Genomic DNA, 13,439 nt, shown 5'->3' with positions numbered 1-13,439 from the left:
GAACAGTCTTTTTTTTGATGTGTTTCGCTGTTAAGTACGAATTTGTTCTGATGTACCGAATGCTGAGTGACTACTCGGATATCGGAGCATGGTCCAATAAATTTTTAAGTAAACGACAAACCTTTTGCAGTTCCTTGTACTGCTCCAAATACGCAAAAAGGGCTTTCAGGAGGCCTTTCTGAGGGTTCGATTTCAGAGCCTCTTCCTTTAAATGAGCGTAGATTTGCTGACACTCCTGTTTCTCCTCTGAACTCCAAGAAGACAGCAGTATACTGTCTTCCAAAGAGTGGAGAAGGCTGTTAATTTGACGGCCTTGATCAAAAGGATTACTTAGAGCACTTTCGGGTAACCAGCCTTGCTTGCTCCAGAACAAATGTGGAGCTGAATCAGCATTGTTCAGGCTGGTTGCCAAGGAACTGGATAAGAAGATAATAAACTGTGTTAGATGTTCAATCGTTTCATCATTCATGCGATCGGCAAAGAAGCGAATATATTCAAACACAATGCTTTTAAGTACAAAGGTCACGTCCCATGCATGATCTTCAATGCTCGGTCCAAAAATATCAATCAGGCAGTCGCGAACCCATCTGTACAATTTGTATTCATGATTCTCGAATGCGTAATTAAGTTGTTCATTCTGGAAAATAAGCATGGAAGGCTCAGGAAGATCCATCATGAGATACACTTTGTTTTCAACGAGATTTTTCAAGTAAAGTACAATAAAACCGTGCAGTTTATCGTGCTTAGAAAGATCAGGTTTACTGTAGAGAGCCCGGATGTCTTGTTCAATGTTATTTTCCAGAATGATACACATTTCTAGAGGGAGTTCTTCTTTTCCCTGAAAATATTTATAGAAGGATGCCTTCGCCATCCCACTTTCTTTAGCGATTTCTTCAACAGATGTTGAATAATAGCCTTTTCTGGAGAACAGCCGAATGGCGGCCTGTAAAATATCATTTTTTTTACTTTCCATACATACTTCCCCCTAGGGACCGACTAACTCGACAGCATGCGAACTCACTTCATACATCATAAAGATTGATCAGGTGTGATAACTGTGTGCTGCTGTTTTTTGAGTTGACGGCGCATCTTGTATTTGGCCATGATCATATACAAGGACGGCACGACAAACAAGGTTAACAAGGTCGAGAATAACAAACCGAAAATGACGGTAAACGCCAGTGGCTTAAAGAGCAGGCTTCCCAATAGTGCCAACGGAATCATACCTACAATGGCGGCCAAGGATGTCAATAAAATTGGTCTGAAGCGAGCGGCGGCCGCCTGTATTACGGCTTCCTTCAATTCCATTCCTTCATGTCGTGCATCCTCGATAAATTCAATTAACACAATCCCATTCCGCACAACAATGCCCGCGAGTGCAATGATTCCCATGATGCTCATAAAACCGATAGGCATATCGGTTAAGAAAATACCAATAATCCCGCCGGCTGCTGCCAGGTACACGGTCGTCATAATAATAATAGGAATGGAGAGAGAATAAAATTGCATAGTAATCAAGAGTAAAATGAGCAAGACTACAACGATAGCCAGCTGTCCTAAGTCCTTGAATATGGTCGATTGGTCAGAGGTTTCCCCACCAACCTCCCATTTGTAGCCTTCTGGGAACTTCATTTGCGCCAGCTTACTTTCAACATCAACCATCGCTTCGCTTGCAGTTCGTCCGTTCAAATCGGCTTCCACCGTAATCGTCCGCTCCATATTGTAATGCTTGATTTGCTGAATAGCAAATGACGGCTTAATCTGGACAAGCTGGTTTAATGGAATTTGCTTACCAGCTGCATTAACTACACTTAATTGTTGGAAAAGCTTACTTGGCTCCTCGTCGCTGTGATTCAAATACATTTTAATATCTACCAGACTGTTTCCAGTATCAAATTGACTGACTTGGGCTCCTTCTTTTAATAGAAGCAGGGTGCGAGTCAAATCTGTGTAACTTACCAGGTATTGATCCATCGCTTGTTTGTTGACCTCAAGCTCCAGTGCATATCGTTCAATTCCTATATCATCCACGATGCCTGTTGTGCCCTCTACTGTCGCGATCTGCTCCTTTGCCTTTTGGGCAAGAGTTTGCAGTTCATTCAGATCCTGACCTGAGATACGAATAGAAACGGGCTTACCCACTGGAATCCCGAGACGAGGAACATACATCGTAACTGTAACTCCAGGGTAGGATTTCTTAACATGTTGTTCCCAAGCATCAACTGTCGTATTGAGATCGAATACGTTTTCTTTGCCGACGACAGCAATCTGCCCCACCGTTTCGTTATAACTAATATTTCCACCCGAACTATTAATGTCACTAAACAGTTGTGGGGCAGTCCCTCCAGTGCTGTAGACGACCTTGGAAGTTTCAGGTTGCTTTTTCACCCAGCCTGCAAGGTCTTTAACGACCTGGTCCGTTTCCGCAATTGAAGTGCCTACAGGCATTTTTACATTTAGTGCAACATGAGGATCTTCCGACTCAGGAAAAAGTTCAACTGAGGTAAAGGGAACTAATCCATAGGCGGCTGTTCCAAGCATGAGTCCGACCATGGCTGTCAACAAGGGACGCTGAATGACCTTAGGCATCAGTTTTTGTGAATAGAGCTTGTTTAAAGAATGAATCTGCTGGCCGAGCAAGCCTGCTGGTTTAGATTTACCCTGAGGGTGACGAGCCTGTCTGCGCTTCTCATACCATTCTCGAAAAATAGGGATGATGGTGAGCGACATGATCATAGAGGCAAGCATGGTCAGGGAGACAATAGCAGGAATAGGTTTAATAAAGGCACCTACATTTCCAGGAAGAAACAACAATGGCGCGAAAGCTGAGATGGTAGCCAGAGTTGCAACCAAAATAGAAAGCATGACCTCTTTGGTACCTTTTACAGCTGCGACTGAGGGCGATTCTCCTAATTCCGTAAGTCTACGCTCAATATTATCATTTACAACTACGGCATCATCCACGAGTATGCCGAGTACGATGATCAGACCGACAACGGAAATCTGATTTAGAGTGATGCCGAACATAGGCAAAAAGATAATGGCAATCGAAACCGAAATAGGAATGGCCAGTGCAACAAATGCAGAGGTGAGCAAATTCAGCCCCAACATACAAACGAGAATAACGGCCACAATCGCAAGAATCGTTTCACGCTTTAAGTCGTCAAAGATATGGCTTACCTGATCCTTTTGTGCAAAAAGAGTTTGAAAGTGAACACCTGCGGGGAGTGTTTTTTCCAGTTCTTTGAGCTTGGTATTGACCTTTTCGCTCATAGAAGGGATGTCTGTGCCTGTTTCTGCTCCAATACTTAACGTAATGGCCGGTTTACCCTCTACATAGGCAAAGTATTCTGTATTAGGATGGGCCAGCTCCGTTATGCCGATATCTCTCAAATAAACAGGATTACCCTCTTTGGTGCGTGTCAAAAGGACCTGATTCAATTCATCAGCTTTTTCGGTCTCGCGAACAATAAGTTGATAGGTACGTCCGTTGTATTCAATATTACCAGTAGGGACCCGATCAATTTGAGCCTGAATCGCTTGAGCCACTTGTCCCCACGAAAGCTGGTATTGCTGAAGTTTCTGATTGTCAATATGGACACGTACTTCTTGATCAGGGAGACCATTGAATTTGACGCTAGATACGCCAGAAATGGTATTGAGCTGATCTTTCCAAGTCGTTGTTAAATCATTTAGTTTATACAGCGGTGTGGAAGAGTCAGCCGTCAGGGCATAGGAGCCGATAAAAGAGCTGGTTAGTTTGTCATTTACAACAGGTACTTCAACGCCTTGAGGAAGATCAGCTTGTGCATCTTGCACTTTTTTACGCATATCATCCCAAACCGTTTGAGGATCAACTCCGTTTTTGGATTCGATTAAAATAGAGGAGAATCCGTTACCAGAAGTCGAACTAATCGTTTTAACACCTTCAACTTCCTTAATGCGTTTCTCCAGCTCTTTAGTTACGGTTTCTTCTACTTTTTGTGGTGAAGCACCAGGGTAGACTGTTGTTACCATAGCATTCTGTATGGTGACATCCGGCATTTCCTGCTGTGGTAACTGGAAAAAGCCGAAGATTCCGACCAAAATCAGCATGACAAAAAACAGCAATGTAATTTTTCGTTTTTTTACGATGTACTCAATCATGGGCGTCCGCCTTCCTCCGACTGAATCGCATTTCCATCAAACAGGTTTTCTGCCCCTTTAACGATAATACGTTCGCCTTCACGAAGTCCCGATACGATTTGCAACTGATTATCTACAACCTGATTACCAAGCTCCACAGGGGTTTTAACAGCTTTTCCTTGAATGTCTTTGAAAATAAAAGGCTTGCTTCCCGTGTTAATGACTGCTTCGGCAGGAACGAGAATCCCATTCTTGTCGGTCACCTGTTGAGCAGCTTTAATGACCTGACCGGGTAACCAGTCTCGCTGTGGATTGTTTATAACAATCTCTACGTTAACCCTTCCTGTGTCGGTGCTGGTTGAAGGATAGACGTTAGACACCGTACCTTGACGGGTCTCTTCATAGAGCGCCACTTCTACTTGTTGACCCTTTTTCCAATCCTTAATTTCACTGTCTGGTACAGGAAGTAGTACTTTGAGGCGGTCGATGGTGCCTATGCGATAGACGGCTTGCCCTGACGCGACCAAATCACCTGTATTCACGATTTTTTCTAAGATTACACCGTTCACAGGAGAGATTAGACGTGTGCGTGAAAGTGCAAGTTCTGCCTGCCCCTTGGCAACAAGGGCTTTTTCGTAGTGGGCATGGGCTTGTTTTTGGGAAGCCACAGCCTGTTCACTGGCCGCTAGGGCTTTGCTTTTACCTGCAAGCGCATCTTGAAAGGAAGCTTGGGCGGATTGATGATCTTCGGCTGTGGCCCCTTCCAGCAAAAGGGACAGGGATTCCTTGGCTTGTTCCAAGTCTTTCAGGGCTGCGGTAGCATTCAGGTGAGCATTTTCATTATCTGATGCGGTAGCAGCGCCTGCCTCAAACAGCTTCTGTGTGCGCTCGCTATCCGTCTTGGCCTTGTTATAAGCGCTTTGTGCCTTATCTACAGTAGCTTGCGCTTGTTGTTTCTCTTGAGCACGTGCGCCTTTATTGACCTTGTTAACATTCGCGCGAGCTCCTGTAATGCCGGCATCGGCGGATTGAATCGCGGAGGTAGCAGCCTGTAAATTAGCCTGTGCGTTATCTATACCGGCCAAGGCCTCTTGAATAGAGGCTGTCGCCTGTGCAACCTGCAGTCTATAGTCAGCGTCATCTAGACGGGCAATGGTTGTACCTTTCTGTACAGCCGTCCCGGTAGTGATTTCTGCGCTAGCGACGATACCTCCGTTCTGAAAAGCCAGTGTACGTTCTTCATAGGCTTGAAGAGTGCCTGACAAGTTATAGGCAGTATGAAGTGGCGTTGATTTGACGATTGCGGTCCGCACAACGGTTGGCTGTACAGATGAACCTAGAGCGGCATCTTTTTTTTCTGTAGAACATCCGGTCATTGCGATGCACAGGGATAAAGTAGATATGATGATGGCCCGTTGTTTATTCATGATTATCAATCCTTCCGATAGGGTCATAATTAGAGAAGTGAACTAATCAGTATTATTTGAACTAACAAGTTCAAATGTATTATAGTGCGCCGATATTGCATTCGTCAATTCATCGTTTTAGATTTTATGAATTAGTTGACGGGACTTTCGTAACTTTTGCCTATATAATAAGTCTATTAACATAAGAGGATTTTTTTGTTTATTGATAGAGTACATGCGCGGAACAAAACCGTTTAAATACATTGAAGATGGGAGCTATTATCCAAATGTTTTTAAGTAATAAGAAACAGAGTGAAGTGAAAGTTAATGGCAGAGGAATCGCTAAAAGATGGGCCGTGTTAACACTGGCAGGGGTATTATGGGTCGGTCCGGTTGCTGGAACTGGGGCTCTAATTCCCTTAAATGGTTGGATGTCTGCTCCAATCGCAAGTGCAGCCTCTGGTTCAACTGTAAAATTGGGAGAAGAGATCATTACTTCGGGTGCAACATTATTGAAATATCGTTTTAAAGGGTCCAAAGGAACAGCACTGGCTGATATCATTCGAGTAGACTTGCAAAATCCGTACGTTAAGCTGGATGTCATGACGGGGAAGAATGGACAGTTTACGACCCGGCAGAGCACAGGCGGCATGGCAAAAGAGACTGGAGCGGTTGCTGGTGTAAACGGGGATTATTTTAATACCTCAAGCGAGGGAGCTCCGATCGGTGGACAAGTATCCAAGGGTGTGTTGATGTCTACTCCATCTGATTTAACGGGCATGTATGCCTTTGCTGTAACCAAAGATGGTTCTCCGATGGTGGAGCAGTTTACTTTTGAAGGAACAGTAAAAGCTGGAGACGGGTCGTCTTTCTCTTTGGCGGGGATGAACAAGGCTTCGTATTCGCCTGAGACGAGCGGGGGCAGTTATAGTCACTCTAATGCTATGTATATTTATACATCTGCTTGGAAAGCAATTGAGCGGCCCAAAAACAGTTCGACAACGCCTACCGAGGTATTGGTACAAAATGGTGTGGTTACGCAAGTCTCCGACAATGCTACATTGAATATGACCGTTCCGCAGGATGGCTATATTTTACGTACTCACGGTAAAGCGGCTGATTATGCCAAAGCGCATCTGACCGTGGGACAGACCGTAGAAACGAGCTATCGCCTTCGTGTTAAATCGACAGGGAGTGAAGTAGATCCTTCCAACCTTCAGATGATGATTGGTGGACATACCATATTAGTAAATGACGGTCAGAAAACCTCTTTTTCCCGGAGCACAACAAGCATAGGCGGGACGCGTGCGCGTACAGCTTTGGGATATTCCCGTGACAAGCGTTACGCTTATGTCATTGCCGTTGAGAAGAATGGGAACAGCGTTGGTGTATCCCTGAGCGAGCTGCAAACGCTGATGAAAGATATTGGCGTCTGGAAGGGTATGAATCTCGATGGGGGCGGTTCTACGACCATGGTGACTCGTGATTTGGGGGATACGACAGCGGGACTTACGTTCAATACGGAATATGGTACAGAGCAACGTAGTATCGTAAATGGAGTGGGGGTATATACCAATGCTCCTAAAGGAACGCTCAAAGGTTTCACCATCAAGGGCAATAAAACGCTGCTGATTGGTCAGACCGGAAGCTATTCCTTCAAAGGCTATGACAACTACTACAATCCCTTCGATACCTCAAAAGTACAAGTGACGTGGAAGTCCAGCAACCCGGCTGTTGTGTCAGTGAGCGGCGGCGTTGTGAAGGGGGCCCAACCGGGAACGGCTACTTTAACGGCATCCAGTGGCTCAGCCAGCGCTACAACTAAGGTCACCGTGCTTGGAGCAGATGAAATTTCATCACTCACCGCAGGGAGTGGAACTGGCTCGCTTACCGCTGGAGCTAAAATCGCTGTACCGGTAACGGCAAAGACAAAAGATGGACAGAGTGTCAGCATTACGTCAGATGCGCTCAAATGGGAGTTCATTGGCTTTAAGGGAAGCGTTAAGGACAATCAACTTACAGTAAATACGGTGGATGCAGGCGTGAAAACGGGCTATGCCATCGGTCGCTATGATGGTTTCAGCGCTGTCGTCTTCTTGTCTGCTGGTGGAGCAAGTACAAACAATTGGGAGAACTTCGAAAATGTTTCGTATCCGGTTGATTTTACTTCGAATGTGGAAGGTGTTACCGGCACAGTGGCTGTTGTACAAGGAGATGGTGACCATGCCAATTCCAAAGTGCTGGAACTGAACTACGATATGACAAATGGCAGTGGTAAAATGTATGCTTACGCCCAATTGAACGGCACGTCCGGGAAAACGCTTGAACAGGCGGCTACTTCCATCTCAATTGATGTCAGAGGGGATAAGAGTCTGAACTGGCTGCGTGCGGAGCTAGAGGATGCCCAAGGCAAAACAGCATATATTGATCTCGCTAAAGTGATCGACTGGAACGGTTGGAAAACCATTAATGCAGATATGAGCGGTTTGAATATTTCGTATCCAGCGAAGCTGAAACGTCTTTATGTGGTCAATGTGGCGGAAGGTCAGGACGAGCGTGCTAAAACAGGCAATGTTGCTTTTGATAATATTTCTTTTAATACACCGGGAACGGTCGGCACAGAAGGACTTAAAAAGGGAACAGCTCAAATGACGATCGGACAAAAATCAATGACAGTAAACGGAACACCTACAACAATTGATGCAGCTCCGATGACTCGCGATGGTTCAACGTATGTTCCGATTAAGTATGTGCTGGACGCATTTGGCGGACAAGCCAAATGGAATGCGGGCGATCAACGGATCACCGTTATGCGCGGTGGTGTGCTGATGGATTTGACCGTAGGGAAAAAAGAAGTTGTTCTGAACGGGAAGCGTCAAAGTACTGATGTTGCACCCGTTGTGCTAGGGGGTAGGACTTTAGTCCCGTTGAGACTCGTGTCTGAGCAGTTAGGAATGACTGTAAAATGGGAACAAGAAACGAAGACCATCACCCTTCAATCATGATATGGTATGATATATACTTGAAATGCTAGGATTGGAGTAGAACATTTGTGGACTTTCAAGCCGATATCATAGACCGAGTCATTAAAAATGCCATCCAGGTGATGGAGAACAGCAAATATCAGATGTTCGAAATATTGGACACGGCCCGGACCGAGCTGGTCACGTTAAATCAGGAGCTCCAGAGCGTCTTGAAGGAAACAGCAGAAACGATCGAAAAGGTGGACCAGCTGGAAATGAACTATCGGCGGTCCCGCATTCGGTTGACTGAGGTCAGCCGTGACTTCGTTCGCTATTCGGAAGAGGATATCAAGCAGGCTTATGAGAAGGCAACACAGCTTCAACTCGATGTGATGATTTTCCGCGAGAAGGAAATGTATCTCAAAGCCAGAAGAGATGATCTTCAAAAGCGGGCCAAAAGTGTTGAGGCTTCTGTCGAGCGCGCCGAAACCATCGGTTCGCAGATGGGAGTCGTGCTGGAATATTTGTCGGGCGAATTGGGACAAGTGACGCGGATCATCGAATCGGCTAAAAACCGGCAGTTTATTGGTCTGAAAATTATTTTGGCTCAGGAAGAGGAGCGCAAACGCATATCTCGTGAAATTCACGATGGACCTGCGCAGCTCCTTGCGCATCTAGTGCTTAGGACGGAAATTGTAGAAAGAATGATCGCCAAGCAGGAATTTAAGATGGTTCAGGACGAAATAGTAGACTTGAAGAAACAGGTTCGCTCCAGTCTTGAGGAAATGCGAAAGGTCATTTTCAATTTGCGTCCTATGGCCCTGGATGACCTGGGACTTATTCCGACGCTCCGGAAATATGTGCAGGATTTTGAAGAAAAAACGAAGATTAGATCGCTTTTTGAAACAAGGGGCAAGGAACACCGTCTCTCTTCCGCGATGGAAGCAGCCATTTACCGTCTGATCCAGGAAGCTTTGACCAATGCTGCCAAGCATGCTTATCCTACCTATGTGCTTGTTGAGATTACCTATCAGGCGCAGCTTGTAAAAATCGTGGTGCAGGATAATGGTTTGGGCTTTAAGCCAGAGCTTTTTCAGCAAAAAAGCAAAGATCATGGGCATTTTGGTCTGATTGGTATGCGGGAAAGGGTTGAACTGCTCGAGGGGAGAATGGAGATCGAATCAGCTGAGAATCAAGGCACCAAGATAGTGATTCATATCCCAACCAACGTGGAAAAGGGAAAGGAGTAACAACATGGAAAATCAGGAAATTAGCAATACACCCATCAAAGTTCTCTTAGCGGACGATCATCAGTTGTTCCGTGAAGGACTTAAACGTATTTTGAATATGGAGGACGACATTGAGGTCATCGGAGAATGTGGCGATGGTATTCAAGTGTTGGAATTCTGTAACGTAGAGAAACCGGATATTGTTCTGATGGACATTAATATGCCAATCGAAAATGGTGTAGAGGCAACCGAAAAACTGCGTGAGATGTTCCCAGATGTCAAAGTGATCATTTTATCCATTCATGATGATGAAAGCTATGTATTTGAGACGTTGCGCAAGGGAGCCAATGGTTATCTGTTAAAGGATATGGAGGCCGAGTCCCTCATTAATGCTATTCGTTCGGTTCATGAAGGCTATGCGTTTATCCATCCGAAGGTAACAGGTAAGCTCATTCAGCAACTCCGCCGGATGACCTACTTGAATGAAACAGGGGCTATGGCTGAAGGTCATACGAAGGAAGCCGGCGTGAAGTTTGTCGCAGGTGAAAATAATCCATTGACCCGTCGTGAAGCTGAAGTATTGCGTCTGATGGCTGAAGGTAAGAGCAACAAGATGATCGGTGAATATTTATTCATTAGTGAGAAAACGGTCAAAAACCATGTCAGCAGTATTTTGCAAAAAATGGAGGTTGATGACCGTACACAAGCGGTTATTAACTCAATCAAATATGGATGGGTTACGCTGTAAAGTGTAGTTTTTTCATGCATTAGACGATGCAGCTGCTAATAGATATGAATGCTGTACCGCCTTTCACTCCGGGCGATATGTCCGCTCATACAGAAACCCAGTACATAACCGTGACACCTCTTCCTGTTATACGGCATATATTGTCGCTATAGGAGGAGGTGGAACCCTCGTGACGGCTCACTTGGTTTGGATATTGCTTATATACGGTGTGGGGGCCGCTGTCGTGCATCTTATGTATATACGACAGGCGGTTCAGGCTTATCACAATGGCGAAGATTCATGCGCGATATCTTCAGGTCATCGCGCGATTCGCTATATTGTGATTACGTCCAATGACGGAGATCGTGTGGAATGGGTGATGCGTTCGTTGAACATACTTGCCTGGCTGCACCGGAGGCCGCTACATGTGACGGTACTGGATGATGAATCTATGGACGATACGCTACCGATTCTGACACGGCTAGTGCGCTATAGTCATATGGATGTTTCAGTCATTTCAAGTCGTTTTTCACCGGGGAACCCGGTTTTACCGAAGTCAGGCGGTGAAAAGCAGGTTGTTATTGATCTTAGAACAGTCAAGTCGTTGGCGGACGCCCCGCTTGTTCCTTAGCGACAGGGGATTGTGGACATCGTGGTCAAAATCGGATATAAATGTTTATAAACAGTTGTATAGGCAAGACAATAGGGATATCGTTGAGATCTACTTGATGTGAAGCACACTTCAGGCTATTAGCCACAGAAGTGTGCTTTTTTGCTGTTCTCTGGGGTGATAAGAACCCAAAAAGTAATGAATGGGGGGAGAAGGGGAAGGTGAAAATTGCAGTATATGCAGTGAGGTATAAGGGGAATTGGAATCTCCGATTATCTGTGGATATTCGAGTAGATATGACATGGTGGATGAATCCAGATGAGGGGCAGGGGAATGTTGTCGAAAGGTGGGTGTTATTAGGAGATGAGCTCCCCTTGTCCTGGGGAACAAAGCTGTGTGAAACATTTAAGGAATTAGTAGGTATGGAGCGATGGGGGAAACGGCAGTGGTGGGCTTATATTATCGCACAGCTAAAAAGTGAACTGGCTCTTGAACCTTTTGACGGAGAACGAATTTTATCTGGAAGAGTAGAGAATATATGCATTTGGGATCATGTACAAGGTTGGACTTCTCGCACAGAAAGTGGGGATGAGAGACGAGAAACAAAGGGAGTTTTACGTTCTATTCAAAAAAGGGACCTCGTCACGGGAATGGATGGATTGGAGAGGGAGTGTTTAACACGACAAGCGAATGAACTGGCTAATTTGTTGTCAGGACGCCAGTTACTCGTTCCAGAAGTCGAAGCGCTACTGGCAGAGGCAGCGCCAGGTTTGGAGCGTACTTGGCGATCCGCTGCACAACTTGCATATCTGCAAGGCCGACTCAGCTTTGCTACTGGCCTCGATCCAGCACCTCGCACGCGCTGGTCTGCCGCGCGTACGCATGAACTCCGCTGCAACCGTTGTGGCAGCGGGATAGTGCACCGCACGAGCTGCGCATCGTGCGGCCGTAAGGCGTGCGCCTACTGCGAGACATGTCTCGCACTTGGACGCAGCCGTGAATGCTCGCTGCTGCTGCGCGGTGCAGCGAAACCCGCGCTGCCGTGCACAGCAGGCATAGCCCCGGCGACGGAACTCGACCGCTGGGGGCTAAGCTCAGCGCAGCGTGCCGCCGCCGAAGCGGCGCTGCGCTTTTTAGCCGCACCGCACGGCGGAGTGCGGGGACATTTTCGCCCGGAAGGCCGTGGGCTCCGGGCGTTGTTCCGGCGCGACATGGTTGCGTGCCGGGGATCAGATGCTGCCACTTCGCAGGGCAGCAACCTTGCCCGTAGCAGACAGTCTTCGCCGAAACCTGGCGAAGGTGCGAGGCACAACGCTGCTGATCAGCAGGTGCCTGGTACTAAGGTAGAGCGTTTTTTGCTCTGGGCCGTAACGGGCGCAGGCAAGACGGAAATGATGTTTCCGCTCTTGCAATATGTGCTAGACCACGGAGGAACGGCACTTGTGGCAACACCACGCCGCGACGTGGTACTGGAGTTAGCCCCTCGTTTGGCCATTGCTTTTCCCGATGTGAGCATGGTGACGCTCTATGGGGGAAGCGCAGAACGCTGGCAAAGGGGACAGTTGACATTGGCAACGACACATCAGCTATTGCGTTATCGTCAAGCTTTTGATTTGGTTGTGATTGATGAGATTGACGCGTTTCCTTATCACAATGATCCTATGCTTGCCTTTGCTGCACGAGCAGTATGTAAGCCGAAGGGAAAGTTTATCTATTTGTCTGCTACACCACCGCAATCCTTGCAGAAAGAGGCTGCACGCGGTCTGCTGCCACACGCCAAGGTTCCCGTTCGTTTTCATCGTCATCCTCTACCTGTCCCATTTCGTTTGGGGACTGCTTCAGTGCAACAATGGCTGCAAAAAGGTCGGCTTCCCGCATCCTTTATTCAACGCCTACGCGTATCCATACAACGTGGGGCACAGGTTTTCCTGTTTGTGACACGAATCTCACATATTCAGGGACTTGTGAAGCTGCTGATTAAACAATTGCCTGATGTACCTATTGCGGGCACCTCCTCACAGGATGAAGAAAGAACCGCTAAAGTACGCTTATTTCGAGCTTCTGAAATACGTGTTCTGGTTACAACGACTATTTTGGAGCGAGGGGTAACTGTTCCATGGAGTGATGTGTACGTATTAGACGCGGACAGTAGTCTTTTTGATGAAGCCTCTCTTGTCCAAATGGCTGGTCGCGCGGGCAGGTCCAAGGATGACCCTTGTGGAGTTGTTATTTTTACATCCCCCCAATGGACACGAGGTCAAAAAAGAGCAGTTAGACAGATTAAACGTATGAATGAACTGGCTCGGAAAAGAGGATACCTGAAGGAGACGAAGCACTAAATGCATTAAATAAAAAAAGTTTTTTTGGAAATGTGAAACC

At 46.4% G+C, this 13,439-nt stretch carries 8 protein-coding genes; 5 read left to right on the top strand and 3 right to left on the bottom strand.

The features are described from left to right. Positions 1–70: 70 nt before the first annotated feature. The 3 genes from NSQ57_RS22835 to NSQ57_RS22825 are packed head-to-tail and all read right to left on the bottom strand — an operon-like array spanning position 71 to position 5,552. On the bottom strand, positions 71–973 hold the full coding sequence (locus NSQ57_RS22835) for a TetR/AcrR family transcriptional regulator (RefSeq protein ID WP_029514598.1): 903 nt from the start codon (positions 971–973) through the stop codon (positions 71–73). A 56-nt stretch (positions 974–1,029) separates the two neighbouring features. Beyond that, positions 1,030–4,146 (bottom strand): efflux RND transporter permease subunit, encoded by a 3,117-nt coding sequence (locus NSQ57_RS22830; RefSeq protein WP_029514597.1) that lies wholly within the window; start codon positions 4,144–4,146, stop codon positions 1,030–1,032. Continuing rightward, positions 4,143–5,552, bottom strand: coding sequence for an efflux RND transporter periplasmic adaptor subunit (locus tag NSQ57_RS22825; protein ID WP_342425347.1), 1,410 nt, complete (start codon positions 5,550–5,552; stop codon positions 4,143–4,145). The genes NSQ57_RS22830 and NSQ57_RS22825 overlap by 4 nt, the downstream gene beginning before the upstream one ends. Positions 5,553–5,818: 266 nt before the next feature. On the opposite strand from NSQ57_RS22825, the gene NSQ57_RS22820 reads away from it, so the two are divergent. The 5 genes from NSQ57_RS22820 to NSQ57_RS22800 all read left to right on the top strand — a co-directional run bounded on the left by NSQ57_RS22820 (position 5,819) and on the right by NSQ57_RS22800 (position 13,399). Next, positions 5,819–8,536 carry a stalk domain-containing protein gene (locus NSQ57_RS22820; RefSeq protein WP_342425346.1) on the top strand — a complete coding sequence of 906 codons (2,718 nt, stop codon included), beginning with the start codon at positions 5,819–5,821 and terminating at the stop codon, positions 8,534–8,536. 47 nt (positions 8,537–8,583) lie between these two features. Further along, complete coding sequence (locus NSQ57_RS22815; RefSeq protein WP_013312293.1) at positions 8,584–9,744, top strand: sensor histidine kinase; 1,161 nt, start codon at positions 8,584–8,586, stop codon at positions 9,742–9,744. 4 nt (positions 9,745–9,748) lie between these two features. Next, a complete protein-coding gene (locus NSQ57_RS22810) occupies positions 9,749–10,471 on the top strand; it encodes a response regulator transcription factor (protein ID WP_340886602.1) in 723 nt (240 codons plus the stop codon). A 169-nt stretch (positions 10,472–10,640) separates the two neighbouring features. Beyond that, a complete protein-coding gene (locus NSQ57_RS22805; RefSeq protein WP_039271515.1) occupies positions 10,641–11,081 on the top strand; it encodes a hypothetical protein in 441 nt (146 codons plus the stop codon). Between the two features lie 200 nt (positions 11,082–11,281). Then, on the top strand, positions 11,282–13,399 hold the full coding sequence (locus tag NSQ57_RS22800) for a helicase-related protein (RefSeq protein WP_342425345.1): 2,118 nt from the start codon (positions 11,282–11,284) through the stop codon (positions 13,397–13,399). Positions 13,400–13,439: the final 40 nt, after the last annotated feature.

The sequence above is a fragment of the Paenibacillus sp. FSL L8-0502 genome (assembly GCF_038593055.1).
GTDB classification, from domain to species: Bacteria; Bacillota; Bacilli; order Paenibacillales; family Paenibacillaceae; genus Paenibacillus; species Paenibacillus polymyxa_D.
This window is presented reverse-complemented; position numbering and strand designations above follow the sequence as displayed.

Bases quoted from the DNA above. Each gene is read 5' to 3' on its own strand.
- NSQ57_RS22835 (WP_029514598.1), bottom strand. From the start codon at position 973: ATGGAAAGTAAAAAAAATGATATTTTACAGGCCGCCATTCGGCTGTTC.
- NSQ57_RS22830 (WP_029514597.1), bottom strand. From the start codon at position 4,146: ATGATTGAGTACATCGTAAAAAAACGAAAAATTACATTGCTGTTTTTT.
- NSQ57_RS22825 (WP_342425347.1), bottom strand. From the start codon at position 5,552: ATGAATAAACAACGGGCCATCATCATATCTACTTTATCCCTGTGCATC.
- NSQ57_RS22820 (WP_342425346.1), top strand. From the start codon at position 5,819: ATGTTTTTAAGTAATAAGAAACAGAGTGAAGTGAAAGTTAATGGCAGA.
- NSQ57_RS22810 (WP_340886602.1), top strand. From the start codon at position 9,749: ATGGAAAATCAGGAAATTAGCAATACACCCATCAAAGTTCTCTTAGCG.